A 26,942-nucleotide genomic window follows, 5' to 3' on the forward strand; every position below is an offset into this window, starting at 1 on the left:
TTTCGGACTATGTTTCTGCGTCTGCAGCGGCGGGCGCGATGGGCAAGCTCTACCAGTTCGGCAAGGCCTTCATCCGCGTCTACCCGAACGACCACCTGCCGCCCCACTTCCACGTGGTGTCCCCGGATGCCGAGGCGCTGATCGAGATCGCCACGCTGCGCATCCTCGCCGGCAGCCTGCCCGGCCGAGTCGCGCGCGAGGCTCTGACTTGGGCCGCAGAGAACCGCGCCGTGATCGCGGCCGAGTGGAACCGCATCAACCCCCGCTTCCCGATCGCCTGAGGGAGACCCGCATGAGCACCCTGCCCCGCCTCGCCAGCGTGACCGCCCTGACCGGCAGCGCCGTGCGGGTGACCTGGACGGACGGCCGAACCGACGAGGTCGAGCTCGTCGGCTGGATCGCGACGGGCGGCGAGATCCTGCGGCCGCTGCGCGATCCGGAGACGTTCGCCACCGTGCGACTCGGCGAGTACGGCGCCTCGCTCGCCTGGGGCGAGGAGGACGGCGATCTCGCGATCGACGCCTACCACCTGCACCAGATCGCGGCCGAGCAGCGGCCGTTCCGGAGCGAGGACCTCGCCGCCTGGCAGGAGACGGCCGAGGTGTCGAACCAGGAGGCCGCGGACTTTCTCGGCGTCTCGCTCAGCACCTGGAACGCCTACAAGGCGACGGGCAACGTCCCACCGCAGATCCGGATGCTGTGCCGGGCGGCCCTGCGCGACCCGGTGCTGTTCCAGGCTCACCTGCGCCCGCGCAAGGCGGGGCGGCCGCGCCGGGCGCAGGCCTGAACGAGGGCAGCGGATCGCCGTCGCCGCGGGTCAGGAGTTCCCTGCGCTGCCCGTCGAGCCGCAGAACCTCCGCGTCGATCGCCCGACTCCGGACGCCCCAGAACGCGAAGTCGTCGGCGTATTCCAAGGCCGCCCGCTCCTGCCGCAGCACGGCGAGGCGCGCCTCGATCGCGGCGAGTTCGCCGGCGTCAGGCATTGATGCGGGTCCAGCACCGGCCGCAGCGCTCGCACTCGGCCCGCTCGTGCAGCCGGCCGCGCACGGTGCTGAACGAGGTCGTCCGCGCGACGGCGCCCGTGCCGGCGATCGGCCGGCCGCGCGCATCGAGCGCGTCGGCCTGCGCCGGGCAGAGGCAGGGGACGCGCTTGTGATCGAGGATCTCCGCCACGACGGCGCAGCTCTCGCGCACCTCACGCATCGGCGTCACAGGTCATCGCGGTCTCTTGCGTCTGGATATGCGGGGTGGATCGACGATCGCGGCGTGCAGACCATCGGTCTTCACGTAGGTCTCGCCCGATCCATTGATGAAGAGATATTCGACAACGCCCCGATACTTCGGGTTGTTGACGATGTAGCTGATCTGCCCGGTGCGCCAGACGCGCCCGCGCGGGGACGGGACGCGGTCCGCGTTCAGCCCGTCGGCGATCTGCTGCAGGATCCGGCCGGCCTCGCGCTCGGCGAAGATCCGGCGCACCACCTCGGCCTGGTCCGGCACCACGCGCAACCCGCCCTCGCGGTCGATCGCGTAGCCGTAGGGCGGCCGCCCGCAGGCGATCCCGCCCCTCCCCGCCTTGGTGATCCGCCCGCCCGTGGTGCGCTCGGTGATGATGTCCCGCTCGGCCTCGGCCATGGCGGCGAGCACCGCGAACATCATCCGCCCGGCCGGGGTGACGGTGTCGATCGGCTCGGTGACGGAGCGGATCGAGACGCCATGCGTCGCGCCGAGGTCGTTGGCGGTGGTCACCGCGTAGGCGATGTGGCGGGCGAGCCGGTCGAACTTGTGGACCAGCAGCACGGCGATGCCGCCGGCGGCGGCAAGGTCGAGCACCTGGCGAAAGCCGGCGCGGTCGGCGGGGCGAGTCGCGCCCGAGACGCCCGGATCGGCGAGCATCGCCACCAGGTCGTAGCCCTGGCTGAGCGCGAAGGCGCGGACCGAGCGCTCCTGCGCCTCGAGCCCGTAGCCGCTGGAGGCCTGCTCCTCCGTGGACACGCGCAGGTAGCCGATCGCCTGGGTTGCGATGGCGGCCTTGGCCTCGCTGCGGTCCCGGTTGCGGGCCCGCAGGCGGGCGATCCGGCGGGAGCCCGAAACGGCGTTCAAGCTATTGATATTGTTGCGCTTATTGCGCTACGGCCGCCCCGCATCCCGAATATTCGAGGAAATTCGGGAAAGGGCCCGGATCAGCGCCCGGCGCGGCCGGGGTGGCGGGGCACCACCGGGACGATCCGGCCATCGACGGCGACGAGGCCGAGTTGCATCGGCCCGGGCCGCGCGACCGCGACGGCGGCCGCCAGGGCGCCGGAGAACTCCAGCTCGCCGGCGGCGCGCTCGAGGTCGGCGACGAGCTGGTCCTTGTCGGCGACGAAGATCTCGGGGTCGCGGGTGGGGGCGAGGCGGCGGAGCCGGGACGCGAAGGTCCGCAACTGCGTCGCCTGGACGAGCGGGTCGATCACGGCCGGGTCTCGCGTGGGGGCTGAAACGCGAAGCGCCCGCGAGCCGGTGAGGCTGCGGGCGCAACGCGTCTAACATAAGGTTCTTTGCATGTTCACTGACACGGTGTCAAGCGCCATCGGTTCGACGAGCGCCGACATCGGACCTGAGAGGTGAACACGTACGGCGCCTACCGTCAGCGCGCACTTGGGGCATTCGAACTGGATCGCCGCGATGGCTGGTGCCAACTGTCTTTGAGCCAAGGCGCCAGAATATGGCTGCATCTAAGCTCGCCGTTCCCATGAAAGGAAAGCATCGCCATTTCATCGCCGACGCCGCAATTATCGTCCCAATTTTATTGATTTGCCTTGCTGAGCCTGATTATACATCGCAATAAATTCTGTTTTATTACAGTAGTTTCTAAAAAATGACTCTTAGACTCTTGTAAACACCGTATAACGTACGATGGTCACAGCTTGACGGCTTGACAGCATGCAGCTTTCTGTCACAACTATGAATTGCGGCACACGTCCAAACTGGCAGCGTCGATGAAAATTTCTAAATTCCAAATTGATGGATTATTTGGCGACAGGCGAGTAACTCTTCCTGTCAACGATAAAGCACTAATTCTTGTCGGACCGAATGGTCTTGGGAAAAGCTCTGTTGCAAATATTTTTTACTATTCTCTATCTCGCCAATGGAGCCGACTTTTGGATTACAATTTCAAAAGCATTTCGTTCACGGTGGAAAATCAAGATTTTGTTATCAATCGTGAGGATATTCACAGCTTAATTGGCTACAACAAATTGCTTAGAGCTAGCAATAGCCGGCTAGGTGAGCCTACTCGGACCAGTGATGCAATCGATACACTTTTGAGAACGCAAAATTTTGAACGTTTTGTACGTGCTCCATTTTTGAATTCGGCTGAAAGAAAAAAATATTCCGATTTGCTAAGTATACCTCTCGCAGAGATCCCGATGTTTCAGCGACACTTGCTTAGGTTTATGGACTCTGATGTTGGTCTTGGCGCCACACCACGCACAGAAATTGACAAAATACTTTCAGATGCCGTTACATCGCGCGTCTTATATTTGCCCACGTATAGGAGAATCGAAAGAGACATGCGCGAAGTCTTTCCTAGTCTAGAAGAAAGATATAGGCGTATTTCAAATGTGAACGAACCTCTGGAAGGCGGAAGGACTGGAAATTCATACGTCGAACTAGTTAATTTCGGAATGGAAGACGTGAAGCGCAACATCAAAAAAGTCACTGATGGTCTACAGAAATATTCTCTGTCCCAATACAATAATCTTTCAGCGAGTTATCTGAAGAATGTCATTCGCGGCAAGGCCGACAAATACAATATTAGTGACATAAAATCTCTAGACGACGACGCAATCAATGCAATCTTAGAACGAGTCAATGAAGAGGTCTTATCTAGGGATGATAAAAATCTACTCAGGAAACGCATAAAACAAATACAAACCCAGAGAAAACTCGACACCGAACATCAAGACAGATATCTCGCGCATTACTTTTCTTTGCTTGTTGCAACTAATCAGGACATCGAGGAGCACGAGAATAACATAAGATCTTTCATCAGAGTGTGTAATGGATATCTTAGGCCGGCGAAGTTTTTTGACTACGATGAGATTTCATCTTCACTCACTATAAAAGATGACAAAGCAAGTGACTTAGATCTAAGCGTTCTCTCCTCAGGTGAAAAGCAGATTGTCTCCCTTTTTTCACATCTGTTTTTGGAGGAAGAGACGAGCAAGATAATTATCATCGACGAGCCAGAACTATCATTATCCGTTCCCTGGCAGAGACGGTTCCTTCTCGATATAATTCGAAGTAATCGCTGCGACTTTCTGCTGGCTGTTACTCATAGTCCATTTGTCTATGAGAATGCTTTGAAAGCAAATACCGTGGATCTTAGAAGACTCACCGAAAGAGAGTAAGAAAAATATGACCGACGCCGAGGATGATTACAAAGAACTTCTCAGCTCTGCAGCTAGGTCTGAAACAGCGATTATACACGATTTCAGGATATCGTATTTCAGTGACGATAAATCATTGCACGTTTTTTTTGAAGGAGATGAGGACAGAATGTATTTTATGCCTGAAATTCGGAGTCGCTCGACAGAGATAGTCTATTTTTACAACTGCGATGGAAAGCAAAATCTGAAGAACATACGCCTGGATACATATAGAATTGCGGACGAATTAGGGCGTTGCTTGTTCTTTGCGGATCGTGATTATGATGATTTTACGGATACACAGATTTCTGACGACGAACAAACTTATATAACGGATTTTTATTCAATCGAAAATCATTTGGCAACTACAGAGGCCGCAGACATCCTTCTCTCTGATATTGCAGGAATGCCTAGAAGCCAGCCGGACTTCCAAGCAGTCATGCGATCTCTTGTAGAGAGCCGCAGAGCATTTTTTTCCGCCTTACGTCCTATTGTTGCCTGGGTGATATGTGCCCGCATCGACGAGTTAAAAATAAATTTAAACAATGCAGATCTCTCAAAAGTTCTAAATCGTAGTTCAGCTGGCAAGTACATTCGGAAGGGCAACGGTTTTGCTTATTTCAGAAAACAAGTAGGTGCGGAGCATTACCGTCCGAGGAGCGGACTCTACAAAGCAGTGTGGTATGCTATGGATTGCTGCGACGACAAGTTGTGGATGAGGGGAAAATACGAGTTGTGGTTTTTCCGTTTCGAAATGCGAAGCCTGATTACGGGCTTAATGATGAAAAAGACGCCACATGGGCGAAAGATTAAGTTGCCCCAGGCGCTGGCCAACAATTCCATGTTTGAATTGCTAAGCGCCAGAGTTTCAAAGCCACAATCGGTAGTAGAATTTCTGAATAATAGACTTGGAGCGCCCCGATGAAAGATCCGGATTGAGTTTCTTTGCATTGCAGATGAATACTCCCTCCTCGGAATATGCGCAGAATATAGAATTACGTGTAACTTTGTTTATCCTAGCTGCTTCACTGCGAGCGCTGAGGAGGTCTGACGCGTTCGCACTCGTCGGCAGTACCGGCGCGACCCGTCGTGATCCTCCGCCACCCGGAAAGCCCGCGTCGGCGTCGTCGCCCGCCCCTCTGCGTCGTAGAACTCTCCCGGCCGCGCTGGCCCCGGCGCCTCTCCCCGGATCCGCGCCTTCTCCGGCTCAGGCCCAACGGCGGTCTGCTCAGCCAACCAGTCCGCGGCAATCGCCTCGAGCAGGTCGCGGAAGCGCGCCGCCACGAAGGCCACCGCCTGCCGGCCGTCACCCCGGCCGAGCCCGCGCGAGATCTCCGCAAACTCCCGGCCGTTCGCCAGCACCTGGTGCAGGAACCGCGCCCCGTAGCTGCCCACCGCCTGCTGCAGCCGCCCCATCAGCCGCTCCACGAACATTGCGTCATCGATGGCGAGCGCGATCGCCAGCTCGTGCGCGACCGTCTGGTCGACGCGGTCCCTCCCCTCCGGCGAGCCGCCGCCCCGCGGGCCGGCGCGCCGCTCGAAGGCCTCCTGCAGCACGCGGCCGACGAGGTAGGCCTGCTCCGAGATCCGCCCGTGCGCGAATTCCCGCTCCAGCAGGTCGGTGTTGCGGTTGATGGTGACCTGAACCCGCTCCGGCTCGGCGAAGGGGTCGCGGTCCGGGTTGGGCCACGGATCCACGACGGAGCCGACGGCCGTGCGCACCGCCTGCGAGGGGGGAGGCAGATCGCGCTGGCCTGGCACGACCGCCGGGCCGCGGTCGTACCGCGAGCGGGTGCTGAAGAGGGGCGTGCGAAGAGCCTGCCGGTACCGATGCTCCGCCGTCATCGCCTGGTCCCTCCCCGGCCGCGAGGCTCGTCCGCAGCACCATCCAGCGGTCGGGCCCCATCACCGCCAGGGGCAAGCGGCCAAGATGACGCAGGGTCATCTACCCGTGGAACGCTGTGCCGGTGCCGCGACGGTGACACCCAACGCTTCCGCCTCGGCGGACAGCCTGGTGACAATGCTGTTCAACCCGTCTGCCACGCGCCGGCTCCCGGTGCGCTGGCTCCAGCCGGCCCGCTCCCGGCAGAGGCGTGCGAAGGACTCGCCGTGCGCCTCGCACCAAATCCACGCCTTGAGGTACTGCCGGGTGTCGTCGTCGCTCACGTAGCGGTCCGGCCAGCGCGACGCGGGGTGCCGGCTGCGACCGGCGCTGCGCCGGGCGATGTCATTGGCAATGCGTGACTCGGTTCCGATGAGGTGCGCCTTGACCTCTGCGACCGTCATGGGAACGGCGCGTCGGATCGGGGCTGCCTCTGAGATCAGGGTGCCAATATGGTCAAGGAGCATCGCAGGAGCCCGCGTGATCGCCAAACCTTGGCCCGAAGCAGCGACCAGCGCATCAGCCGACGCCTGCTCGATGAGCGGCCTCTTCATATTGCATTGCATGAGGACAGTCACGCCTAGGTTTGCAAAGTAGGCCTGGCATCGGACTGTCGACGCACAAGCTCAGCGAGCGCCGACGAGCGAGTCGAGCGATCCGACGATGGAAAAGTCAATTTTAACTTGTGGTCGATGCGAATTGCACAATTCACTGCCGGACCAAAGAAAGGCGCCCCATCCCCGCGCAGAGGGACACGACCTGCTACTTTCAGTTGTCACTAGGATAGTTAGGGCTCAAATCAATCGTTCACCTTCAGAGGCGGCTTAAGCCATGGGGTATAACAAGTTCAAGCGAGACTACGCCGAAATTGCATTAGGTTATAATACCACGTTAAGGAAACTTCAACATCGATAGCGCTCCTATTATCAGACATCCCGTGACGGAGAGGGAGCTTCAGATGCTGTGGAAGCGGGGGTATAGTGAGGAGCGTGCGACTTTGGACGCATTCAGCGACTCCGTCGCCGTCATCGAGTTCGATCCCACTGGACGGATCCTCACCGCAAACGACAACTTCCTGCACGTGATCGGCTATTCACGCCACGAGATCGTCGGACAGCATCATAAGATGTTTCTCGACGAGGAGACACGCGATCACCCGGAGTATCGGCAGTTCTGGCAGAAGCTTGCCTCGGGCGAGCGTCATCGGGGCGAGTTCGACCGCCGCGCGAGATCCGGTGCGCGCATCTGGCTAGAAGCCGCCTACAGCCCAGTCAGAGGTGCCGACGGCGGGATCAAGAAGATCATCAAATTAGCCTTCGACATCACAGCTCGAAAGAACGACGTCAGCCGCCTGCAGAGCATGGTCGATACCATGCCGGTCGCGGTGATGACGGCTGATCCCAACGATGATTTTCGGATCAAGTATCTCAACCACTCATCCCTTGAAACCCTGCGCTCAATCGAGATGCATCTGCCGATCCGGGCGGACCAGATGCTGGGTTCGTCGATTGACGTGTTCCACAAAACCCCGACGCATCAGCGCCGGATGCTCGCCGATCCGAACAACTTGCCTCACAGAGCCAAGATCAAGGTCGGCCCGGAGACGCTCGATCTGCTCGTAACAGCAATTCGGGGGACCGATGGGACTTATCTCGGTCCAATGCTGACGTGGTCTCTCGCGACCGCGAAAGTGCGCATGGCCGACGAGGTCTCCAGCGTGGTCGATTCAGTGTCGCTTGTCGTCGGCGAAATGCAGTCTTCGGCCGAGGGTCTAACCCGAACCGCGAACGAGACGAGCCAGCGCGCCGCGACTGTCGCGGCAGGCTCCGAGGAGATGGCGGCCTCAATCCGCGAGATCTCGCAGCAGGTGACCCGTGTCTCCGAGCGCACGCAACAGATCGCCGAACGTGCCCAGGAGACCGATGCTACGGTGAAGGACCTGTCGGAGAGGGCGCGCGGAGTCGACTCGGTCGGATCTCTTATCGCCAACATCGCCGGTCAGACGAACCTGCTGGCCTTGAATGCGACGATTGAGGCCGCCCGCGCCGGCCAAGCAGGCCGTGGGTTCGCCGTCGTGGCCGCCGAAGTGAAAGAGTTGGCCAATCAGACGTCCAAAGCCACCGGCGAGATCACGGAGAGGATCGGCGAGATCCAGGGGGCGATCGGTCACGCGGCAACCGCCATGGAGGCGATCAGCGCCGAGGTAGCGGAGTTGTCGAAGCTCACGCTCGCTATGGCGAGCGCGGTTGAGGAGCAGACGGCCTCGACGCAGGAGGTCGCGAGCAACATCGTCGCGGTGTCTGACGTGGCCCGGGAGACTGGTCGCCTCGCCGCCGCCATACGGGACGTCTCGGCGAATTTGGCTGGCCAATCGAGCGGACTTGGCCAGAGCGTCGATCGGTTCCTCAAAGCCGGCTGAGCCAGACCCTAAGTGCAAAAATCCAGTGTCTTGCCAGCCGCTCTCGGAAAACCGAGCGCGGCTGACGAAGTTCGGTGCCGAATTAAAGTCGCTAGATCCGATATGCACGAGTCAGAAAGTGGAAATTTTTTTGTCAGTATACAATCTCGAAATATCCCGAGAATGATGACTTACAAATCGAAAGCGATCACGCACCCGATCAATTTGTACGGTTTATGGTTTATAAAGAGATATAGGCCGCTGTCTAAACGAACAATCGTCTCATGACGCTGCTTCAGCAATCCGGCGCACCGCTGATTGGCACGGCGGCAGGGCGGTAGGCATCTTCCAGCCCCGTCCCCGGCCGAGATCAGTCCATCGCGGCCGCGTCCCGAACTGAGCGAAGTACCGCTCCCACGCCGCCGCCTCGACCGAGTCGGCCGCCACGAACACGGTCCCGCCGATTGGCCACTCCCCCCGCGCCACCATGGCGGCCGCGGCAGCCACCCGCGCCTCCTCCGGCCGCCCGCCAGCCGCGGCCTCCCCAGCCCCACCCGGCCCCGGATGGTTCCGAAACAGCCCATTCCGCAGCCAGTTCTGCAGGTGCTTCGGCTTGATCGTCGGATCCCTCCCACAATGCGCCGCGTAGGCCGCGGCCGCGGCGATCGCCTGCCGCCGCTCCGCCGCGCCGAGCGCCCCGAACACCCCCCGCGCCGCCTGCAGGTTGGCCCAGGCCCGGCCCGATTCCGGGTAGGCCGCGAGCAGCTGCTCGAAGCCCACTGCCGGCGCCGTGGCCCCATTCCCCTCCCCCTCGCAAGCCCCGTGAGCCGGCCCCCCGGTCACGGGGGGTTGGGGGGACTCCCTTCTGACGGTTCCTCTGACGGATTCCTTTAGAGGGGTGACAGCAGTGTCACCCCCGGGGGTGACAACGCTGTCACCCTCCCCCCCGTCAGAATGACACCCCTCAACCGCAGTGTGGGGTGTCAGCCTGTCACCCCTCGCGGGCTCCGCCGCACCCGCACCGCCGGTCCTGTCACCCCTCAGCGGCGGCAGGCCCGGCAGGTGCATCCGGTAGCGGTTCGCCCTCTGCCGGCCGGTCTTCGGGCAGGCGCCCTTGAGGATGGTGATCAGCCCGAGCTGCTCCAGCTCCCGCAGCTTCCGCTGCACCGTGCGCACCGATTGCGAGGTGTCGTCAGCGAGCGCCTCGACCGTCGGCCAAGCGAGCCCGGTGCGGTGGTCGACGTAGTTCGCCAGCACCATCGCCAGGAGCTTGGCGCCGGCGTCGGGGATGTGCTGGCCGACGACGAAGGTGATGGCCTGGACGCTCACGGCGCACGCTCCTCGACCAGGCCGGCCGCGCGCAGCTCGGCGACGAGCGCGGCGAGTTGCGCCGCGTCGAGGCCGAAGCGCTCGCGGGCGCGGTCGATCGGCCCGCGGTGGCGGGCCCGGACGAACCAGGCGTAGAGGCCCAAAGCCGCGGCGGAGATCCCGGGATGCTCGAGGGCGGCGAACTCGATCGGGATGAAGCAGGGAAGGTGCGCGCGGGTGAGGCGCATGGGGATGCTCGCGGACAAAAGGGTGCCGTTGCGCCGCGGAGCCGGTCTAGCTCCGGGCGCGCGAAGGCCCGATGCCGCGCGAGGAGGAGCGCGCGACGGACGGGCGGCGGATGGGGGTGGCGCCGATCCCGGACAAAGCTCCGCCCTGCGCCGAATCGGGTCGGCCGCGGCATTGCTCAGGCCGTGACGACGCGGGGGGCGGCGGGCCTCGGGCGGAGGCGCCGCGCCGGCGCGCGGTCACGGGGATCGGGTCGGCAGAGCTGGCCGCTGCGGGCGGCCCCCGGATGGACGGGCGGGCGAAGCGGCGGGGCATGTCAGGCCGCCTCCGCCGCGCGGCGGAACAGGTCCGCGAAGTCCGGCCGGGCGCGGCGCTGGAAGGCCTCGCCGTAGGGCGGGTAGGAGCAGCGCCGCACCAGCTCGTAGAAGCCCTCCGGCTTCTCGCTATGCGCCCCCACCGGCCAAGCGTGATGAGTCGGCGTCGCGGTCCCAGCCGGCCGGGTGCCGCGGCGGCCGCGGATCCCGAACAGCACGTGCTCGGTAGTGTTGCGGAAGTAGCGCCCGCGCCCGAGCGCCGGCTTGGTCCAGGTGTGGGTGGTCTTGTAGGCGAAGCCCCACCCCGCCAGGAGCGGCAGCGCCAGGCCGAGCGCGTTGTTGGTCACCCAGAGGTAGAGGTGGCACTCCGCCTCGGCCCAGCCCGGCACGGGGAGCGCGGCGATCGCCGGCAGGTCCATGCGCGCATAGGCCGGCCCGCAGGCATCGGAGAGGCCGTCGACGTCCCAGGGCGGGTCGAGCACCAGGGTGCGGAACCGCCCGGGCGCGGGCGCGAGCTGCAGCACCCGTTCCTCGTCGCGCAGCCGCTGCACCTTGAGCCAGGCGCCGTCGACCTTGCCGGTGCGCTCCATCTCGGCAGCGATCGCGCCGTAGCGCGCCGGGTCCGCCTCGGCCGCGGCGAAGACCTCGGCGATCTTCTCGACCGTGCGGCCGGAGACGCCGGCGAGGCGGCCGATCCGGTCCCGCACCCGCCCGGTCCGGCCGCGCGACCCTCGGGCAATTTCCCCAGGGAGGCCGGCGCGCATGCGGGCGAGCGCGGCCTCCCGCTCCTCGGGTTCGAGGGACCGGCGCAGGGTTTCGATCTCGGCCGGGGACAGGCGAGCGGCACGCGAAGGCACGCGGGGAACCCTTAGGACAAGAATCGGAGTCCGAGTCCGGCGGGCGCGGGTGGGACCGCGCCGCGCCGTCATCGCAGGGGCAGTTCGAGTTGGGGCGGCGATTCCGTCCGGCGCCGGACGGGCGTCTCGGGCGCGGGAACGGCCGCAGCATCGCGCCGTGGCAGGTGGTCGGCGCAGAACCAGCGGCCGGACGCGGACCGCAGGGTGGCGAGCTCGCCGCAATAGCAGCGCGCCAGGAGCGGCAGGCGGTCGGGCGAGGGCCGGCAGCCGGTCACGGCGCGCCCCCGAAGGTGATGCCGCAGAACGACCAGCGCGCCGTGTTGGCCGCCATCTCGGCGCGGGTTCGGGCGAGCTCGGCCTCGAGCCGCGCCTGATCGGCCAGGATGCGGGCGCCCTCCAGCCAGCGCGGATTCGCGCCGGGCAGCACGGCGGCGAGCAACTCGGGCCCGTAGACGCAGATCAGGGCCAAGAGCGTGCGGCCCGACGGCAGCGCCTCGCGGGCGAGCAGCTTGGCGACGGTGTCGACCGGCACGCCGGAGAGCGCCGCCACGTGGATGGCGGTCTTGCTCGGGTGGCGCTCGCGCAGGAAGCGGGCGAGACCGGCGGCGTCGACCGGCCCGCGCCAGCGGGTGCCGCCGGTGCCGGGCCGCGCTGTCCTGGCGATCGCGCCGGCTTGTCCGCCCCGCTCGGCCGAGGATGCCGGCGGTTCGGCCGCGGGTGCCTCTTCGGGGAACAGGGCGGTGAGCCCGGAGAGCAGGTCGCCGAGGCCCGCCCATGCCTCGGCGGGCCAGTCCTGGATCCGGGTCAGCGCCTCGGACAGGGCGTCCGCGGCAGCCGACCCGGCCTCGCTGAGCGGGTCGGTGACGGCGGCGGCGCCCTCCTCGCCGCTGCGCAGCAGCGCCGCCGCGTAGAGGGACACGGTGACCTGGAGAGCGGACAAGGATGGCCACGACATCGACCGGCGCCTCGTGTCAGGACGATCGGCGAAGCACGGGGAGCTGGACCGCTTCCCCTGGAAGGTCGGCGAAGTCGTTCGCCGTCACCTCGCCCGCCGTCACGCGGACGATCGCCTGCATCTTGGACTTGCGCGGCGTCCGTTGGCCGTAGCGCCACTTCTCCACGGCCTTGGCAGAGCAGCGCTCACCCTCCGGGAGATGTGCCACCATCGCCTCTGCCAGCTCGCGCGAGCTGCAGCCGTTCGCCCTCATCCAGCTGTCGAGCTTCATGGTGACCTACCCGCACCAAAACTCCCCCGTTATGGGGTGAAATGTCAAGCCTGCCTCCTACGCAATGGGGGAAGACGTGGCGGCGCCTCTGCATCAAGGTCCCGCCGCCATGGCGAATAATTTGAAAGAACTTCGTAGAAAGCGCGGGTGGACGATGGAAGTCGCCGCCGACGCAATGGGTTTATCAACTAAAGGCTACGAAAAAATAGAACGCGGTGAGAGAAGACTGACCGCCGATCGAATCGCCCGTGCTGCCGAAATTTTCCAAGTTTCTGCAATAGAAATCATTGGAGATCGTAACCCAATCAAGATTATTGGCGAAATAAAAAAAGGTGGCATCGTAAAGCGTTTTTCAGGAAGCAGAGAATTATTCGAAGACGCGCCTCGACCGGAAGATGCCAGCCAGGGTACCGTTGCGTTAATCGTGACGGAAGATGGTGCGATGCCGGCTGTAGCTGAGGAAAACTGGCTCGTCTATCATGACGAAGAACATGCCGAAGTCCCCGAAGAATGGATCGGCTCGCTGTGTGTGGTCTCTGGCAGGGACGGCATGATGCGCATCGGGCGCGTTTTTCATGGGGGCCGGCCGGGAACATACGACCTGTTCACGGTCGGGCACGACATCGTGCGCGGCATCGACGTTGAGTGGGCAGCAAAGGTGACGTGGCTGAAACCACGCTGACCCATCGCGCAGTCCAGGGGGGGCAATGTCCATAATGGAGATCGTAGGGGGACATTTCAATACAGGGCGAGCCACTTACGATGGCGTTCAGTTTCTACTACCGAAGAAGCAAGTTTTGTAGCTTACAAGCGTCATCAGCGTTGAAGTGAACTCCAAGTTCATCGAGAAGAGTTTCACAGGCACTCTTTCGGGGATGATCGGCGGCGGCATCCACGCCGCGCCCGCCGCCATGGTCGTCGGGTTGTTCGTCGCACCGCTGGCGATGGTTGGCGCCATAGGGCTCACGGCCGCCGCCGTGGGGGCAGCCGTCGGCGCTCTCGGGGCCGGAACGGAGCGCGTCCTCATTCAGGTGATCTTCGACGACAGCCGCGGCTTCATCGCGGTCTGCGACTCGACGGTGGGGGAGCAGATCGCGGCCGACGCGAAGGTGGCCAGACGGATCGCCGACTCGCAGGCCAAGCAGCGCTTGGCCGAGATCCCCGAGAAGTGGCGCAAGGGCCCGATCGCTATCCAGGCACCTCAGGCCCTTCCCTCCCCCGGGACGCCTCCCGTCATCGCGGCGCCAAGCCAGACCCACCAAGCCGGCGGAGCGCCGGTTCAACTGGAGGCTACTCCCGACGAGTCCGGCATCTTCGGCGTTGCGACCACCGTGATCTCGGCAACGGGCAATCTCGCCGCGGAAGCCGCCCAGGCCGCGAGCACGTCCGTCGAGGAGGCCTACAGCACGGTTGCCGCGAAGGCGGACGATGCGTGGCAGGCCGCCTCGAGCTTCTTCGCTCGGAACTGGGGAAAGAACGAGGAGACGCCCACCCCGGGGCCGACCGACTCCCCCAAATAGGGGTTGACCAATTCCCCCATAACGGGGGATTGTGGCTCACCCACGAGGGTCGAGCCTGATGTCGCTTGCTGCCGAGACCTCCTCAGCTTCCCATCCTGCGCGGCGCCCAGCATGACCGGCGGCACGGGATGGTCGAACGCCTTCCTCGGCGCGTTCCACGACGTCACGCCTGAGGTCGGGGGCGGCGTGCCGCTGCTGCTGCGCGTGCGCTTGCCGCGGTGGGAGCTGGATCGACTCCATCGCGCCTTCGGCGGCCTCGAAGCCAAGCCCGACGACGCGCCCGCCGTCCTGATCATCCGTGCCCGGCGGCCCCGCCACCCGGAGACGGACGAGACCGTCGCCTTCGACGCCGCCCTGCGCCTGCTGGAAGGGCTGGCGGCCGAGGGCTGCGCGCTGCCGGCGGACAGCATCGCGCGCGCCGAGACGGTGGTCCGGCTGATCCGCGTCTTCTCCGACCTCAATAAGGGCGTCGCGGACGGGGCCAACCCGGGAGGGCGCCGGCCGTGACCTACGACCTCGTCAAGGCGAAGTACCCCCGCGCCCCGGCCCAGCTCGGCGCAGGCGTCCGCGAGAGCACGAGCGGCCGGCTCGGCCGCATCGTCCCGCCGATCGCCGGCCTGGGCGAGTGCGTGCGCGTGCGCTTCGAGGGCGAGATCCTGGCCCGCAACGTCCACCCGACGGCCCTCGCCTTCGCGCCGCCCACCGTCGCCGCTCTCCCCTGCCGCTGCACGGACCAGCCCCGATGCCCAAGATCCTGATCGACGCGGACCGCGAGGTCGGCGAGCGAATCCAAATGCTACGCAAGGCGAAGGGCCTCAGCCAGACCGCCCTGGGCAAGGCGATCGGCGTCACCTTCCAGCAGGTGCAGAAGTACGAGAGGGGCCTCAATCGGGTCGGGGCCGGCCGCCTGCAGCGCATCGCCGAGCTCCTCGAGGTGCCGGTCGCGACCCTTTATGGGGCGGATGGTGAGAATGGCGGCGACGGGATCGCGCTGTTTCAGACGCCGCACGCCGGCGAGCTGCTGCGACTCTTCGAGGCGATGCCGGCGCGATGCCGCGGCCCGCTGCTCACGATCGCTCGGGCTCTCTCGAACGCGCGTGAAGCGGGCGAGGCCTCTGCCCGGCCGGAGGGCGACGGGGAGCGCGCCGCATGAGCAGCGCGCGGCCGGTGGACTCCGCGGCGTCCGGCGAGCGCGATCGTCGGCCCGCCAAGCGCCCGCGGGCCCGGGTGCTGCCGCTGCCGATCACCCGGATGCTGACCCGCGCGCAGGCGGCCGCCTACCTGAACCTCGGCCCGACGAGCCCGATCCCGGTGGCGCCCAAGCGCCTCCGGCCCGGCAAGCAGGGCCTGCGCTACGACCTGCGCGACCTCGACGTCTTCCTCGACAACCTGGAGCGTGACGTGGAAGCTGAGAGCGCTGAGTCCCTGCTCGACAGGCTCGACCATGACCAAGGTCCGCGTTCCCGGCGTTAAGATCTACACCTCGAAGGGCATCCTCTACGCCTACGACCGCCTCACCGGCGCGCGGATCACGCCGCCGCACACGATCGGCACCCCGGAATGGTGGCGGGCGCTGGAGACCGCCCGCGCGAAGCACAGGCCCGCGGCGGCGGAGCAGCCGGGCACCTGGGGCGCGATCGTCGTCTCGTACCGGGCGAGCGCCGCCTTCACGCAGAACCTCGCCCCGCGCACGCGCGCCGACTACCTGAAGGTCCTGGACTACCTGAGTCCCCTCCACGACGTGCCGCTTCCCACTTGGACGCGCGGCTTCGTGGCGGGGATCCGCGACAAGGCGCAGGGCCGGAAGGGCCGCCGCTTCGCGAACTACGTGCTGTCCGTGATCTCGGTCGTCTTCGGGCACGCGATCGAGCGCGAGCTCGCCGAGACGAACCCGGTGCGGGACGTGCGGAAGGTGCGTCGGCCGAAGACGCAGCCCCGCGCCAACCGGCCCTGGGCCGCGGAGGAGTGGGACGCGGTGGTCGGGCGGGCCTCGCCCGAGCTGCGCGCGGCCATCATGCTCGGGGGCGTGCTCGGCTACCGCCAGGGCGAGGCGCTCGCGGCGAAGCCGGACTCCTGGAACCGCGCGACCGGCCTGCTGACGCGGATCTCGGCCAAGAGCGGCAAGGTGGTGACGGTGAAGGCGCCCGAGGTCGTGGCGGCCGCGCTCGCGGCGCTGCCGGCGCACCGGGCCACGACGCTGCTGGTGAACAGCCGCGGGCAGCCCTGGAAGGAGGACGGGTTCCGGGGGAGTTTCTTCCGGCTGATCCGGACGCTCGAGGCGGAGGGGAAGGTGGCGGACGGGCTGACCTTCCACGGCCTGCGGCACACGGCGGCGACGCAGATGCGCCGGCTCGGCTTCGACACGCGCACGATCGCCGACATGCTCGGCCAGGAGACGGAGGGGATGGCGGCGCACTACTCGCGCGAGGCGGACCTTGAGCCGAAGCTGCGCGGCGTCGTGGTCAAGCTCGATCAGGAGAACAGGACGCGACGGCGCGCTGTCTAACCGGGCGGACGAACGCGTCTAACCGCTTCCCAGGAAGGGTAAGGTAATCCGTCTAAGTGCTTGATAAGATTGATGGCTGGGGGACGTGGATTCGAACCACGACTAACGGAGTCAGAGTCCGCTGTTCTACCGTTAAACTATCCCCCAACGAAGCGATGTCGGGTCCGTCTGTCGGACGCCAAGCCCGGCCTGCCCTGGGGACGGCCGGGCTTCGCCTCGGGTGCGGTGCAGATAGGACGGTTCCCGGAGCGGGTCAAGGCTTTCCTGCGCTCCGGGAGCAGCCCTCAGCGCAGCGCGCCGCAGAAGCGCTGGATGCGCGTGCAGGCCTCCTCCAGCACCGCGTTGGAGGTGGCGTAGGAGATGCGCAGGTTCGGCCCGAGCCCGAAGGCCGAGCCGTGCACGGCCGCCACACCCTCGCTCTCCAGGAGCGCCGTGACGAAGTCCTCATCCGTCTCGATCACCGTGCCCTCCGGCGTCCGGCGGCCGATCAGCTCGGCGCAGGACGGGTAGACGTAGAAGGCTCCCTCCGGCGTCGGGCAGCGCAGACCCTTCGTCTGGTTGAGCATCGAGACGACGAGATCCCGCCTGGTCTGGAACGCGGCGCGGAACTGCGCGAGGTGGTCCTGCGGCCCGTCGAGGGCCGCCACCGCCGCCCATTGCGCGATCGAGGTCGCGCCCGACGTCTGCTGGCCCTGCACGAAGTCCATCGCCTTGATGAGCGCCTCCGGGCCGGCCGCGTAGCCGATGCGCCAGCCCGTCATCGCGTAGGACTTGGAGACGCCGTTCATGGTCAGCGTGCGCTCGTAGAGCGCCGGCTCGACCTGGGCGGGGGTCACGAAGGTGAAGTCGCCGTAGACGAGGTGCTCGTACATGTCGTCCGTGAGCACCCAGACATGCGGATGGCGCAGCAGCACGTCGGTGAGCGCCTTCATCTCCGCGTGGCTGTAGGCCGCGCCGGACGGGTTCGAGGGCGAATTCAGGATCAGCCACTTGGTCCGCGGCGTGATCGCCCGCTCCAACTCGGCCGGCTGGAGCTTGAAGTCGGTCTCCATCGTGGTCTCGGCGAAGACCGGCGTGCCGCCGCACAACCCCACCATCTCCGGGTAGGAGACCCAGTAGGGGCGCGGGATCACCACCTCGTCGCCGGGATTGAGCGTCGCCAGGAGCGCGTTGTAGATGACGTGCTTGCCGCCGGTCCCGACGATCGTCTGCGACGGCTTGTAGTCGAGGCCGTTCTCACGCTTGAACTTGCGGGCGATCGCCTCGCGCAGGGGCGCGATGCCGGAGACCGGCGGGTACTTGGTCTCGCCGCGGCGGATCGCCTCGATCGCCGCCTGCTTGATGTGCTCGGGCGTATCGAAATCCGGCTCGCCGACGGAGAGGCTGATGACGTCCCGGCCCTTGGCCTTCAGGTCGCGCGCCTTCTGGGTCATCACGATCGTCGCGGACGGCTTCACGCGCGAGAGGGCGTCGGCCAAAAAGCCCATGTGTCAACTCCATCGTCCTGTCACGGGGCGGGGCGCCGCGCGGATGCTCCCCGGCCGGGGGCGCCGGCCCGTCGAGGGGCGGGACCCTAGTCGCGCCTCCGTCCCGGAGCAAGGCGGCGGACCCTTCGCCGGCTCCGCCGCCGCAGCCTGCCCCAAGGACAGCCAAGTCGGGCTCGGCCCGGCGCGGATGAAGGCGCCGCCATTTGGTCGGAATGTGCGGTCACTGACATCGCGCGGCCCGGCAGCGATGGTAAGGGTAGCCGTGTTGATCGGGCCTTCATCATTCGGTCGGACAGTGCCGCCGCGCGCGGACCGACTTCGAAGCGGCGGGGCGCAGAGCGGGGGGTTGGGGTGATGGACGGACAGGTCGCGGCAGCTGCCGCGCAGGCGGCCGGGGAGCCGCCGCAGGCCGGTTCCGGAGGGGTGCCGCCGACCGGGGCCGCGGATTCCGGGCTCGCGGCCCTGGCGCTCGTCGCCTCGTTCCACCAGGTCGCCTGCGAGCCGGCGCAGGTGCGCCACGAACTCGGTCTGGGCGTGCAGCCGGCCACCGCCGTGGACGTGGTGCGCGGCGCCCGGCAGCTCAAGCTCAAGGCGCGCCTGCTGACGAAGCAGAAGGCCGAGCGGCTCGAATCGATCCCGCTGCCGGCCATCCTCGAACTCGACGACGGCCGCTTCGTCCTGCTCGGCCGCCGGCTCGACGACGGCAAGTACCGCATCATCGACGCCGCCGCGCGCACCGCCCAGCACGTGCCGGCCGCCGACGTGGTCGCGCGCTGGACCGGCGCCATCATCCTGGTCGCCCGGCGCGCCAGCCTGCAGAAGGTCATCCAGGATTTCGGGCTGACCTGGTTCGTGCCGTCGATCTGGCGCTACCGGCAGCCCCTGATCACGGTGCTGGTCGCCTCGTTCTTCATCCAGGTCTGCGCGCTGATCACGCCGATCTTCTTCCAGATCACGATCGACAAGGTGCTCACCCATCGCGGCTACTCGACCCTGACCCTGGTCGCGGTCGGCCTCGTGGTGCTCGGCCTGTTCCACGTCATCCTGCAGTACCTGCGCGGCTACATCCTCACCCACACCACCAGCCGCATCGACGTGGAGCTCGGCGCCCGCCTGTTCGAGCACCTGATGCGGCTGCCGCTCGGTTATTTCGAGACAAGGCCCGCCGGCCAGACCGTGGCCCGCGTCCGCGAACTGGAGACGATCCGCAGCTTCCTCACCGGGCAGGCGCTGACCTCGGCCATCGACATCCCGTTCACGCTGCTCTTCGTCGCGATCCTCTACGTCTACTCGCCGCTGCTGGCGCTGATCGTCACGCTGTCGATCCCCTGCTACGTGCTAGTGGCGGTGCTGCTGCGGCCGGTGCTGCGCGAGCAGACCATCGAGCGCTTCAACCGCTCGGCGATGTCGAGCCAGTTCCTGATCGAGTCGGTGGTGGGCATCCACACCGTCAAGGCGCTGGCCGTGGAGCCGACCCTGCGCACGCAGTGGGAGGAGCGGCTCGCCGCCTACGTCAAGACCTCCTTCGTGGCCGGCCTCATCGCCAGCATCGGCCAGAACGCGATCCAGTACATCAACAAGGTGACGACCGCGCTGGTGCTGTTCTTCGGTGCCTACGCGGTCATGAACGGCGAGCTCACGGTCGGCTCGCTCATCGCCTTCAACATGATCATGGGGCAGGTCACCGCGCCGATCCTGCGGCTGTCGCAGCTCTGGCAGGACTTCCAACAGGTCAAGGTGTCGATCGACCGGCTCGGCGACGTGCTGAACTGTCCGCCTGAGACGCGCGCGATGGGCCAGGCCCACCTGCCCCCGGCCAAGGGGCAGATCACCGTGCGCAACGTCACCTTCCGCTACCAGCCCGGCCTGCCCGAGGTGCTGCGGGACGTCGCCCTCGACATCCCGGCCGGGCAGGTGCTCGGCATCGTCGGCCCCTCGGGGTCGGGCAAGTCGACCTTCACCAAGCTCCTGCAGCGGCTCTACGTGCCGGAGAAGGGGCAGGTGCTGATCGACGGCGTCGACATCGCCCAGGTCGATCCCTCCTGGCTGCGGCGGCAGATCGGCGTCGTGCTGCAGGAGAACCTCCTCTTCAACAAGACGGTGTTCGAGAACATCGCGCTCGCCAATCCGGGCCTGTCCCGGGCGCAGGTGATCCAGGTGGCGCGGCTCGCCGGCGCCGACGAGTTCATCAACCGGCTGCCGCTCGGCTACGACACGCCGATCGAGGAGCGCGGCGCCAACTTGTCGGGCGGCCAGCGCCAGCGCCTCGCCATCGCGCGGGCGCTCGCCACCAACCCGCGCATCCTGATCCTCGACGAGGCGACCTCCGCCCTCGACTACGAGAGCGAGCGCATCATCCAGGAGAACATGCGCCACATCGTGCGCGGCCGCACCGTCGTGATCATCGCCCATCGCCTCGCGGCCGTGCGGATCTGCGACCGGATCATCGCCCTCCAGGACGGCCGCGTCGTCGAGGACGGGACCCACCGCGACCTCGTGGAGCGGCCGGCCTCCCTGTATGGTCGCCTGTGGCGCATGCAGTCCGACCACGGATCCTCCGAACAGGGAGCCGCCGCATGAGCGCGAACCCGGAACCCCGCCCCGAGGCCGCGCCGGTCCCGGCGGGCCGCGGGCAATTGCCCGCCGCCTCGACCGCCCGGAGCCTGTCGCCCCGGCGCCTGACCGACCGCGTGCGCGCCATGGCGGTCAGCCGCGAGAACCAGGAATTCCTCCCCGCCCACCTGGAGATCCTGGACACGCCGCCCTCGCCGAAGGCGGTGGTGTTCACCTGGACGATCTGCCTGATGTTCGCGGCGGCGCTGACCTGGAGCTTCCTCGCCAAGCTCGACATCCACGCGGTCGCGAGCGGGCGCATTCAGCCGAGCGGCCGCTCGAAGGTCGTGCAGCCCTTCGACACCGGGAAGGTGCAGGCGGTCCACGTGGAGAACGGCGCCCGGGTGAAGGCGGGCGACGTCCTGATCGAGATCGACCCGACCGAGACCGAGGCCGACCTCGCCGCGCGGCGCGGCGACCTCGCGGCGCTGGAGGCGCAGGTTCTGCGGCGGCGCGCCACGGTGGCGGCCGTCGAGGCCAACCAGACCACCGCCGACGTGACGTTCCCCGACTGGATCCCGCCGGCCATCCAGGCCCGCGAGCGCGCCGCGATGCTGGCCGAGATGGGCCAGTTCGTGACCTCCCGCGACGCCCTCGTGGCGCAGATCGCCGAGAAGGACGCGACCCAGAAGCGCTTCGCGGCCAGCATCGCGGCCCGCGAGCGCCTGCAGGCGGTGCTCAAGGAGCGGGCGGACATGCGCGAGATCCTGGTCGCCAAGGCGGCCGGCACCCGCGCGGCGGTGATCGACGCGGTGCAGCAGGTCGAGCAGGTGGCGGCCGACCTCGCCTACGACCGCGGCCAGCTCGTCGAGGCGCAGGCGGCGGCCCTCTCGCTGCAGCGGCGGGTCGAGCAGCTCGCGGGCGAGACCATCGCCAAGCAGCACCAGTCGCTCACCGAGGCGGCGCAGAAGCGCGACGCCACCCAGCAGGAGGTGGTCAAGGCGACCCTCAAGCGGGACCGCACCCGGCTCACCGCGCCGATCGACGGGACCGTGCAGCAGCTCGCCGTGACGACCCTCGGCCAGGTGGTGACGGCGGCCCAGCCGCTCCTGGTGGTGGTGCCCAGCGAGGGCCCGATCGAGGTCGAGGCCCTGGTCCAGAACAAGGACATCGGTTTCGTCATCCCGGACCAGGAGGCGGTGGTGAAAATCGACGCCTTCCCGTTCACCCGCTACGGCACGATCGCCGGCAAGGTGCTGCGGGTCTCCCGCGACGCCGTCGACGACAAGGACGCGAGCGGGTCCACGGACGCGGTGTCGATGAGCCGCGGCCAAGCGCTGGCGCCGGTGAGCGGCACGCCGCGCACGCAGAACCTCGTCTTCCCGGTGACGATCGAGCTCGAGCGCGCGACGATCGAGGCGGACGGCAAGACCGTCCCCCTCACCCCGGGCATGACCGCCACGGTGGAGATCCGCACCGGCTCGCGGCGGGTGATCGACTACCTGCTGTCGCCCGTGCGGGAGACGACGTCGAGCGCCGGCCACGAGCGCTGAGGGGCCGCGCATCGCGATGCGCGTCCTCTTCGTCCACCAGAACTTCCCCGGCCAGTACCGCCACGTCGCCCCGGCGCTGGCGGCCCGGCCGGGGCACAGGGTGGTCGCCCTCGGGATCGGCGCCGCGCCGCCCCTCCCGGGGGTGCGGCACCTGCGCTACGCGGTCGAGGGCCGTCCGGCTCCCGGCCTCCACCCCCTGGCGCGGGATTTCGAGACCAAGGTGCTGCGCGGCGAGGCCGCGGCGCGGGCGGCCCTGCGCCTGAAGGCCGAGGGCTTCGCCCCGGACGTGATCTGCGGCCATCCCGGCTGGGGCGAGACCCTGTTCCTGAAGGACGTCTGGCCGAAGGCCAAGCTCCTCAGCTTCGTCGAGTTCGCCTACGCGGCGCGGGGCGCCGATGTCGGCTTCGATCCGGAATTCCCGAGCCGGGGCGGAGACGAGGCCGCGTTCGGGGTGCGGGTGCGCAACGCCGCCGCGTTCCTCGCCTTCGAGGCCTCGGACTGGATGGTCTCGCCGACGCGCTGGCAGGCGAGCCGGGTCCCGGCCGCCTTCGGCGACCGGCTCAGCGTCATCCACGACGGGATCGACACGCATCGCGTCCGCCCGGATCCCGGGGCGCGGATCACCCTCGGCGGGAGCCTGACCTGCGCGCCGGGCGACGAGGTGGTGACCTTCGTCAACCGCAACCTCGAACCCTATCGCGGCTACCACAGCTTCCTGCGCGCCCTGCCGACGATCCTGCGCCGCCGGCCGCGGGCCCGGGCGGTGCTGGTGGGCGGCAGCGGTGTCAGCTACGGCGCCCGCCCGCCCGAGGGGCGGACCTGGAAGGACATCTTCCTCGACGAGGTCAGGGCGGATCTCGACCTGTCGCGGGTGCATTTCGTCGGGCAGATCCCCTACGGGACCTACCTGAACCTGCTCCAGGTCTCGGCGGCGCACGTCTACCTGACCTACCCGTTCGTCCTGTCCTGGTCGATGCTGGAGGCGATGGCGGCGGGATGCCTGGTGATCGGCTCGCGCACGCCGCCCGTCGAGGAGGTGATCCGGGACGGGGAGAACGGCGTGCTCGTCGACTTCTTCTCGCCGGAGGCGATCGCCGAGGCGGTGGTGCGGGGGCTGGCGGAGCCCGCGGCGTTCCAGGCGATGCGGGCGGCGGCCCGGCGCAGCGCCGAGGCCTACGACCTCGCCCGGATCTGCCTGCCGCGGCACCTGCGGCTGATCGACGACGTGGCGGCCGGGCGGGAGCCGGGGGACCGCTACGCCCCGGCGGCGGGCGCGCACTGATCCGCCCGCTCGCGCCGTCCCGGCGCCGCCGCCGGGGTCACGCCCGGTCGGCGAGGGCACCGGCCTCGACCGGAGCGGGCGCATCTGCGCTCCCCTCCCCGGCCGGCGGCACCAGGAGCGTGAGGGCGCCCCCGAGGATTGCGAGGCCGGCCAGGACGTAGAGGATCGTGTCGAGCGCGAAGCCGCCGCCCGCCAGGTAGCCGCCGAGGAGCGGGCCGCCGATGCCGCCGAGGCGGCCGAACCCGGCGCACCACGCGACGCCCGCGCCGCGGACGTTGGTCCGGTAGTGGTTGGCGACGAGGCCGTAGACCAGCGTCTGGGTGCCGCTCGTCCCCAAGCCGACGACGGCGACGGTCGCCAGCAGCAGGCCGAGCGGGAAACCCGTGGTCAGCAGCACGATGGCGAGCGCCCCGAGGCCGAAGCAGGCGGCGACCACCCGCTTGGCGCCGAGCCGGTCGGCGACGCCGGAGACCAGCACGGCACCGAGCACGGCGCCCCCGTTGAGCACCATCAGGAAGGACAGCGAGCCGCGCGCGTCGAAGCCGGCCCGAAGCATCAGCTCGGGCAGCCAGGTGTTGAGCGCGTAGACCAGCGTCAGGCCCGTGGCGCTCATCAGCCCGAGCAGCAGGGTCGCGATCGGGTAGGATGTGAACAGGCCCGCCCAGCCGGCCTTCCCGACGGCAAGGTCCCGCGCCGCCTCGACCGGCCGCGCGCCGTCCCTCGGCAGGGCGATGCCGGTCGCCTCCGCGACGGCCCGCGCCTCCGCCAGGCGCCCCCGGGCGGCGAGCCAGGCCGGCGATTCCGGCATCCGGAAGGAGGCGAGCGGCAGCAGCGTGACGAGCGGCAGGCCGCCGATCACGAATAGGCCGCGCCAGCCGATCGCGCCGAGGAGGAGGATCGCCAGGGCCGCGGCCACCAGGCTCCCGAGCGGGACCCCCGAGTAGACGATGGCGTTGCACAGGTTCTTCCGGCCCGCGGGCGCGAACTCGGCGACCAGCGCGGCCGTGGTCGCCACCAGGGCGCCGACGCCGAGCCCGGTCACGAAGCGCAGGGCGCCGAAGGCCGCGACCGTTCCGGCGAGCGCCGTGAGCCCCATGCCGACCGAGAACCACGCGTAGGCGACCAGCATCACCCGGCGGCGGCCGACGAGGTCGGCGATCGAGCCGGCGAGCAGCGCGCCGACCAGGACCCCGGCGAGCGCGCAGCTTCCCAGCTGACCGGCGGTCGCGGGCGTCACCACGCCGAGCTGCCCCGGGTCGCGCAGGAAGGTCGACACGCAGGCGCCGTAGACGACGAGGTCGTAGCCGTCGAAGACCAGCCCGACGAGGGCGAGGCTCATGACCCAGACGACGGTCCGGATCTGCCTGGCCTCCCGGTCGGACGCCGATGGGCCGGGGGCGGGCGCGGGACGTGTCATGGGGCGTGTCCTCACTCGTTCGTTGGGGTTCGGCCGGTCGCGCGGGCGCCGGCCGGAGGCGCGGCCTCAGCGCGGGGCGCGCATGAACCGCCCGAAGAAGGCGGCGAGGTCCTCGTGCGCGTCGAGCGGGAGCACGTGGGCCACGTACTGGTCGGGCCGCACGATCACGACCGCCCCGCCCTCGCGGTCGATGCCGCGCGCATCGAAGATGTCCGGGCCGCCCCGGAGGTCCGGCGCGAAGGCCTTCTCGTAGTCGATCAGGCCGAACCGCCCCTTGCGCGGAAACAGCAGCGCCGGCAGCGCGTCGAGCCTCAGGTCGCGGTGCCCCTGCTGGAAGATCGCCCGGACGTCGATCACGCTGTCGATGTCGGCCCCGGCCGGGGTGAAGCGGCGCAGGGGCGAGGCCTCGTGCTCCGCCAGGAAGTCCGCGAGGGCGGCGAGCCACCTCCCGCTCGGGTCGGCGAAGGCGTAGAGGCGCCAGGCCCCGTCGGCCCGGGCGGCGTGGCCGAGCTGCACCGGCTTGGCGTCCGCGACCCGCACCACGGGGGCCGAGTGGAACCGCATGCCGATCGGAAAGCCGCGGGCGAGGGCCTGGTGGGTCGCCTCGGCGGTCAGGACCGTGGCGGGCGGGTAGTGCGTCGCCACGCCCGCGGTGTAGCGCCCGGACCGGACGAAGGCGGCCTGGAGCTCCGCCGGATCGAGCCCGCCGAGGTCCGGACGCGCCGGGTCCCGCGGCGGCGAGGCCATGATCCGCGACCACTCCTTGTCGAAGTCGATCAGGGCCCGCGCGACCGCGTGCCGCTCGACCGAGTAGGTGCGCAGCAGGTCGGGCCCGGACCGCCCCTCCAGGACGGCGGCGAGCTTCCAGCCGAGGTTGAACGCGTCCTGCATGGACACGTTCATGCCCTGCCCGGCCTTGGCGCTGTGCGTGTGGCAGGCGTCGCCCGCGATGAAGACCCGCGGGTCGCGGCGCCCGGCCTCCTCGGGCGGTACGTCGTCGAAGCGGTCGGTGACGCGCTGCCCGACCTGGTAGACGGCGAACCACGCGACGTCCCGCACGTCGAGCGTGTAGGGGTGCAGCACGCGCCGCGCGGTCGCGATCACCGAGTCCTGCGTGTGCCGCCGGAACCCGTCGCGGTCGTTCGGGTCGATCTCGCCGAGATCGACGTAGAGGCGGACGAGGTAGCCGCCCTCCCGCGGGATGAGCAGGATGTTGCCCGCCTCGGCCGACTGGATCGCGGTCTTGAGGCGGATGTCCGGAAAGTCGGTGACGGCGAGCATGTCGACCACGCCCCAGGCGTGGTTGGCGAAGTCGCCGCGCAGTTCGGCCCCGATCGCGGCGCGCACGCCGCTGCGGGCCCCGTCGCAGCCGACGACGTAGCGGGCGCGGATCACCCGCTCGGCCCCGGTGGCGACCTCGCGCAGGGTGACGGTGACCGGGTGGTCGCCCTCGGGCGCGACGGTCAGGCCGACGAACGCGATGCCGTAATCCGGCGTCAGCCGCGTCGGCGACCTCGCCATGTAATCCGCCAGGTGCTGCATCAGGCGGGCCTGGTTGACGATGAGGTGCGGGAATTCCGAGAGGCCGTCCTCGGTGTCCTGGACGCGGCCGGTCCGCACGATCCGCGACCTGTCCTCCGGCGACGGGCGCCAGAACACGGTCTCGTTGACCCAGTAGGCCTCCCGGACGAGGCGCTCGCCGAGGCCGAAGGCCTCGAACATCTCGACCGTGCGGCAGGCCACGCCGTCGGCCTGCCCGATCCGCAGCGGGCCCTCGCGGCGGTCGACGATCCGCGTGGTGAGGCCCGGGCGGGTCGAGAGCTGGGCGGCCAGCACCATCCCGGCCGGACCCGCACCGACGATCAGGACGTCGACGGTCTCGGGCAGACCCGCCGGCCGCTCCTCGGCACCGGGCGCGGCGGGCAGGATCTCGGGATCGCCCGGCACGTATCCGTCCAGGTAGTACTGCATGATGTTCCTC

29 protein-coding genes and 1 tRNA gene are annotated in these 26,942 nt (G+C 67.7%); 15 read left to right on the top strand and 15 right to left on the bottom strand.

The window, feature by feature from the left end:
• Positions 1-38: 38 nt before the first annotated feature.
• Both ACW9J6_RS26230 and ACW9J6_RS26235 read left to right on the top strand, forming a co-directional pair.
• Positions 39-281 (top strand): DUF4160 domain-containing protein, encoded by a 243-nt coding sequence (locus tag ACW9J6_RS26230; protein WP_457119291.1) that lies wholly within the window; start codon positions 39-41, stop codon positions 279-281.
• 11 nt (positions 282-292) lie between these two features.
• Positions 293-787 (top strand): hypothetical protein, encoded by a 495-nt coding sequence (locus ACW9J6_RS26235; protein WP_457119292.1) that lies wholly within the window; start codon positions 293-295, stop codon positions 785-787.
• A gap of 188 nt (positions 788-975) precedes the next feature.
• Here the strand turns inward: ACW9J6_RS26235 and ACW9J6_RS26240 are convergent, their stop codons facing one another.
• The 3 genes from ACW9J6_RS26240 to ACW9J6_RS26250 form a co-directional block, all read right to left on the bottom strand.
• Positions 976-1,203, bottom strand: coding sequence for a hypothetical protein (locus ACW9J6_RS26240; protein WP_457119293.1), 228 nt, complete (start codon positions 1,201-1,203; stop codon positions 976-978).
• Positions 1,204-1,215: 12 nt separating this feature from the next.
• The gene (locus ACW9J6_RS26245; RefSeq protein WP_457119294.1) at positions 1,216-2,103 is read right to left on the bottom strand and encodes a recombinase family protein; all 888 of its coding nucleotides are present in this window, start codon (positions 2,101-2,103) and stop codon (positions 1,216-1,218) included.
• An 80-nt stretch (positions 2,104-2,183) separates the two neighbouring features.
• Entirely contained in the window at positions 2,184-2,456 is a 273-nt protein-coding gene (locus ACW9J6_RS26250) for a hypothetical protein (protein WP_457119295.1), read from the bottom strand.
• Between the two features lie 525 nt (positions 2,457-2,981).
• Here ACW9J6_RS26250 and ACW9J6_RS26255 point away from each other — a divergent pair.
• Together ACW9J6_RS26255 and ACW9J6_RS26260 are read left to right on the top strand one after the other, a co-directional pair.
• On the top strand, positions 2,982-4,394 hold the full coding sequence (locus ACW9J6_RS26255; RefSeq protein ID WP_457119296.1) for an AAA family ATPase: 1,413 nt from the start codon (positions 2,982-2,984) through the stop codon (positions 4,392-4,394).
• A gap of 7 nt (positions 4,395-4,401) precedes the next feature.
• Entirely contained in the window at positions 4,402-5,337 is a 936-nt protein-coding gene (locus ACW9J6_RS26260; protein ID WP_457119297.1) for a DUF4435 domain-containing protein, read from the top strand.
• A gap of 86 nt (positions 5,338-5,423) precedes the next feature.
• Here ACW9J6_RS26260 and ACW9J6_RS26265 read toward each other — a convergent pair whose 3' ends face one another.
• On the bottom strand, positions 5,424-6,257 hold the full coding sequence (locus ACW9J6_RS26265) for a hypothetical protein (protein WP_457119298.1): 834 nt from the start codon (positions 6,255-6,257) through the stop codon (positions 5,424-5,426).
• A 96-nt stretch (positions 6,258-6,353) separates the two neighbouring features.
• Positions 6,354-6,848 carry a hypothetical protein gene (locus ACW9J6_RS26270; protein WP_457119299.1) on the bottom strand — a complete coding sequence of 165 codons (495 nt, stop codon included), beginning with the start codon at positions 6,846-6,848 and terminating at the stop codon, positions 6,354-6,356.
• A gap of 404 nt (positions 6,849-7,252) precedes the next feature.
• Here ACW9J6_RS26270 and ACW9J6_RS26275 point away from each other — a divergent pair, with 404 nt between their 5' ends.
• Positions 7,253-8,713 (top strand): methyl-accepting chemotaxis protein, encoded by a 1,461-nt coding sequence (locus ACW9J6_RS26275; protein WP_457119300.1) that lies wholly within the window; start codon positions 7,253-7,255, stop codon positions 8,711-8,713.
• A 261-nt stretch (positions 8,714-8,974) separates the two neighbouring features.
• Here the strand turns inward: ACW9J6_RS26275 and ACW9J6_RS26280 are convergent, their stop codons facing one another.
• From ACW9J6_RS26280 to ACW9J6_RS26305, 6 genes are all read right to left on the bottom strand, one after another.
• Positions 8,975-10,021: a helix-turn-helix domain-containing protein gene (locus tag ACW9J6_RS26280; RefSeq protein WP_457119301.1), complete on the bottom strand. Its 1,047-nt coding sequence runs from the start codon at positions 10,019-10,021 to the stop codon at positions 8,975-8,977.
• On the bottom strand, positions 10,018-10,248 hold the full coding sequence (locus ACW9J6_RS26285) for a hypothetical protein (RefSeq protein WP_457119302.1): 231 nt from the start codon (positions 10,246-10,248) through the stop codon (positions 10,018-10,020). Before ACW9J6_RS26285 ends, ACW9J6_RS26280 begins: the two co-directional genes overlap by 4 nt.
• Before the next feature lie 314 nt (positions 10,249-10,562).
• Entirely contained in the window at positions 10,563-11,417 is an 855-nt protein-coding gene (locus ACW9J6_RS26290; protein WP_457119303.1) for an MT-A70 family methyltransferase, read from the bottom strand.
• A gap of 68 nt (positions 11,418-11,485) precedes the next feature.
• A complete protein-coding gene (locus ACW9J6_RS26295) occupies positions 11,486-11,692 on the bottom strand; it encodes a hypothetical protein (RefSeq protein ID WP_457119304.1) in 207 nt (68 codons plus the stop codon).
• Complete coding sequence (locus ACW9J6_RS26300) at positions 11,689-12,372, bottom strand: hypothetical protein (RefSeq protein ID WP_457119305.1); 684 nt, start codon at positions 12,370-12,372, stop codon at positions 11,689-11,691. Before ACW9J6_RS26300 ends, ACW9J6_RS26295 begins: the two co-directional genes overlap by 4 nt.
• Positions 12,373-12,388: 16 nt before the next feature.
• A complete protein-coding gene (locus ACW9J6_RS26305) occupies positions 12,389-12,643 on the bottom strand; it encodes a hypothetical protein (protein ID WP_457119306.1) in 255 nt (84 codons plus the stop codon).
• Between the two features lie 76 nt (positions 12,644-12,719).
• On the opposite strand from ACW9J6_RS26305, the gene ACW9J6_RS26310 reads away from it, so the two are divergent.
• The 7 genes from ACW9J6_RS26310 to ACW9J6_RS26340 all read left to right on the top strand — a co-directional run bounded on the left by ACW9J6_RS26310 (position 12,720) and on the right by ACW9J6_RS26340 (position 16,669).
• Positions 12,720-13,325 (top strand): helix-turn-helix domain-containing protein, encoded by a 606-nt coding sequence (locus tag ACW9J6_RS26310; protein WP_457119307.1) that lies wholly within the window; start codon positions 12,720-12,722, stop codon positions 13,323-13,325.
• A 145-nt stretch (positions 13,326-13,470) separates the two neighbouring features.
• On the top strand, positions 13,471-14,163 hold the full coding sequence (locus ACW9J6_RS26315; RefSeq protein WP_457119308.1) for a hypothetical protein: 693 nt from the start codon (positions 13,471-13,473) through the stop codon (positions 14,161-14,163).
• 111 nt (positions 14,164-14,274) lie between these two features.
• A complete protein-coding gene (locus ACW9J6_RS26320) occupies positions 14,275-14,670 on the top strand; it encodes a hypothetical protein (protein WP_457119309.1) in 396 nt (131 codons plus the stop codon).
• A complete protein-coding gene (locus ACW9J6_RS26325) occupies positions 14,667-14,921 on the top strand; it encodes a hypothetical protein (protein WP_457119310.1) in 255 nt (84 codons plus the stop codon). The genes ACW9J6_RS26320 and ACW9J6_RS26325 overlap by 4 nt, the downstream gene beginning before the upstream one ends.
• Complete coding sequence (locus ACW9J6_RS26330) at positions 14,906-15,316, top strand: helix-turn-helix domain-containing protein (RefSeq protein ID WP_457119311.1); 411 nt, start codon at positions 14,906-14,908, stop codon at positions 15,314-15,316. The genes ACW9J6_RS26325 and ACW9J6_RS26330 overlap by 16 nt, the downstream gene beginning before the upstream one ends.
• Positions 15,313-15,636 carry a hypothetical protein gene (locus ACW9J6_RS26335; RefSeq protein WP_457119312.1) on the top strand — a complete coding sequence of 108 codons (324 nt, stop codon included), beginning with the start codon at positions 15,313-15,315 and terminating at the stop codon, positions 15,634-15,636. The genes ACW9J6_RS26330 and ACW9J6_RS26335 overlap by 4 nt, the downstream gene beginning before the upstream one ends.
• The gene (locus ACW9J6_RS26340) at positions 15,608-16,669 is read left to right on the top strand and encodes a tyrosine-type recombinase/integrase (RefSeq protein ID WP_457119313.1); all 1,062 of its coding nucleotides are present in this window, start codon (positions 15,608-15,610) and stop codon (positions 16,667-16,669) included. Before ACW9J6_RS26335 ends, ACW9J6_RS26340 begins: the two co-directional genes overlap by 29 nt.
• 73 nt (positions 16,670-16,742) lie before the next feature.
• Here the strand turns inward: ACW9J6_RS26340 and ACW9J6_RS26345 are convergent.
• Together ACW9J6_RS26345 and ACW9J6_RS26350 are read right to left on the bottom strand one after the other, a co-directional pair.
• Positions 16,743-16,816 (bottom strand) — tRNA-Gln (locus ACW9J6_RS26345).
• 137 nt (positions 16,817-16,953) lie between these two features.
• On the bottom strand, positions 16,954-18,156 hold the full coding sequence (locus ACW9J6_RS26350) for a pyridoxal phosphate-dependent aminotransferase (RefSeq protein WP_457119314.1): 1,203 nt from the start codon (positions 18,154-18,156) through the stop codon (positions 16,954-16,956).
• 354 nt (positions 18,157-18,510) lie between these two features.
• Between ACW9J6_RS26350 and ACW9J6_RS26355 the strand changes: the two genes are divergently transcribed.
• From ACW9J6_RS26355 to ACW9J6_RS26365, 3 genes are read left to right on the top strand one after another with little or no spacing between them, the layout of a single operon-like run.
• Positions 18,511-20,736 (top strand): type I secretion system permease/ATPase, encoded by a 2,226-nt coding sequence (locus ACW9J6_RS26355; RefSeq protein ID WP_457119315.1) that lies wholly within the window; start codon positions 18,511-18,513, stop codon positions 20,734-20,736.
• The gene (locus tag ACW9J6_RS26360; RefSeq protein WP_457119316.1) at positions 20,733-22,262 is read left to right on the top strand and encodes an HlyD family type I secretion periplasmic adaptor subunit; all 1,530 of its coding nucleotides are present in this window, start codon (positions 20,733-20,735) and stop codon (positions 22,260-22,262) included. The genes ACW9J6_RS26355 and ACW9J6_RS26360 overlap by 4 nt, the downstream gene beginning before the upstream one ends.
• Positions 22,263-22,278: 16 nt before the next feature.
• On the top strand, positions 22,279-23,544 hold the full coding sequence (locus ACW9J6_RS26365; RefSeq protein WP_457119317.1) for a glycosyltransferase: 1,266 nt from the start codon (positions 22,279-22,281) through the stop codon (positions 23,542-23,544).
• Positions 23,545-23,581: 37 nt separating this feature from the next.
• Here the strand turns inward: ACW9J6_RS26365 and ACW9J6_RS26370 are convergent, their stop codons facing one another.
• Together ACW9J6_RS26370 and ACW9J6_RS26375 are read right to left on the bottom strand one after the other, a co-directional pair.
• Positions 23,582-24,961, bottom strand: coding sequence for an MFS transporter (locus tag ACW9J6_RS26370; RefSeq protein WP_457119318.1), 1,380 nt, complete (start codon positions 24,959-24,961; stop codon positions 23,582-23,584).
• A 66-nt stretch (positions 24,962-25,027) separates the two neighbouring features.
• Entirely contained in the window at positions 25,028-26,932 is a 1,905-nt protein-coding gene (locus ACW9J6_RS26375; RefSeq protein WP_457119319.1) for an FAD-binding monooxygenase, read from the bottom strand.
• Between the last annotated feature and the right edge of the window lie 10 nt (positions 26,933-26,942).

The organism is Methylobacterium sp. JK268 (assembly GCF_054052225.1).

Excerpts from the sequence above, each read along its gene's own strand:
- ACW9J6_RS26305 (WP_457119306.1), bottom strand. The coding sequence starts at position 12,643 with ATGAAGCTCGACAGCTGGATGAGGGCGAACGGCTGCAGCTCGCGCGAG.
- ACW9J6_RS26285 (WP_457119302.1), bottom strand. The coding sequence starts at position 10,248 with ATGCGCCTCACCCGCGCGCACCTTCCCTGCTTCATCCCGATCGAGTTC.
- ACW9J6_RS26270 (WP_457119299.1), bottom strand. The coding sequence starts at position 6,848 with ATGAAGAGGCCGCTCATCGAGCAGGCGTCGGCTGATGCGCTGGTCGCT.
- ACW9J6_RS26370 (WP_457119318.1), bottom strand. The coding sequence starts at position 24,961 with ATGACACGTCCCGCGCCCGCCCCCGGCCCATCGGCGTCCGACCGGGAG.
- ACW9J6_RS26255 (WP_457119296.1), top strand. The coding sequence starts at position 2,982 with ATGAAAATTTCTAAATTCCAAATTGATGGATTATTTGGCGACAGGCGA.
- ACW9J6_RS26265 (WP_457119298.1), bottom strand. The coding sequence starts at position 6,257 with ATGACGGCGGAGCATCGGTACCGGCAGGCTCTTCGCACGCCCCTCTTC.
- ACW9J6_RS26360 (WP_457119316.1), top strand. The coding sequence starts at position 20,733 with ATGAGCGCGAACCCGGAACCCCGCCCCGAGGCCGCGCCGGTCCCGGCG.
- ACW9J6_RS26260 (WP_457119297.1), top strand. The coding sequence starts at position 4,402 with ATGACCGACGCCGAGGATGATTACAAAGAACTTCTCAGCTCTGCAGCT.
- ACW9J6_RS26365 (WP_457119317.1), top strand. The coding sequence starts at position 22,279 with ATGCGCGTCCTCTTCGTCCACCAGAACTTCCCCGGCCAGTACCGCCAC.
- ACW9J6_RS26330 (WP_457119311.1), top strand. The coding sequence starts at position 14,906 with ATGCCCAAGATCCTGATCGACGCGGACCGCGAGGTCGGCGAGCGAATC.
- ACW9J6_RS26240 (WP_457119293.1), bottom strand. The coding sequence starts at position 1,203 with ATGCGTGAGGTGCGCGAGAGCTGCGCCGTCGTGGCGGAGATCCTCGAT.
- ACW9J6_RS26300 (WP_457119305.1), bottom strand. The coding sequence starts at position 12,372 with ATGTCGTGGCCATCCTTGTCCGCTCTCCAGGTCACCGTGTCCCTCTAC.
- ACW9J6_RS26375 (WP_457119319.1), bottom strand. The coding sequence starts at position 26,932 with ATGCAGTACTACCTGGACGGATACGTGCCGGGCGATCCCGAGATCCTG.
- ACW9J6_RS26235 (WP_457119292.1), top strand. The coding sequence starts at position 293 with ATGAGCACCCTGCCCCGCCTCGCCAGCGTGACCGCCCTGACCGGCAGC.
- ACW9J6_RS26340 (WP_457119313.1), top strand. The coding sequence starts at position 15,608 with ATGACCAAGGTCCGCGTTCCCGGCGTTAAGATCTACACCTCGAAGGGC.
- ACW9J6_RS26350 (WP_457119314.1), bottom strand. The coding sequence starts at position 18,156 with ATGGGCTTTTTGGCCGACGCCCTCTCGCGCGTGAAGCCGTCCGCGACG.
- ACW9J6_RS26275 (WP_457119300.1), top strand. The coding sequence starts at position 7,253 with ATGCTGTGGAAGCGGGGGTATAGTGAGGAGCGTGCGACTTTGGACGCA.
- ACW9J6_RS26230 (WP_457119291.1), top strand. The coding sequence starts at position 39 with ATGGGCAAGCTCTACCAGTTCGGCAAGGCCTTCATCCGCGTCTACCCG.
- ACW9J6_RS26335 (WP_457119312.1), top strand. The coding sequence starts at position 15,313 with ATGAGCAGCGCGCGGCCGGTGGACTCCGCGGCGTCCGGCGAGCGCGAT.
- ACW9J6_RS26320 (WP_457119309.1), top strand. The coding sequence starts at position 14,275 with ATGACCGGCGGCACGGGATGGTCGAACGCCTTCCTCGGCGCGTTCCAC.
- ACW9J6_RS26355 (WP_457119315.1), top strand. The coding sequence starts at position 18,511 with ATGGACGGACAGGTCGCGGCAGCTGCCGCGCAGGCGGCCGGGGAGCCG.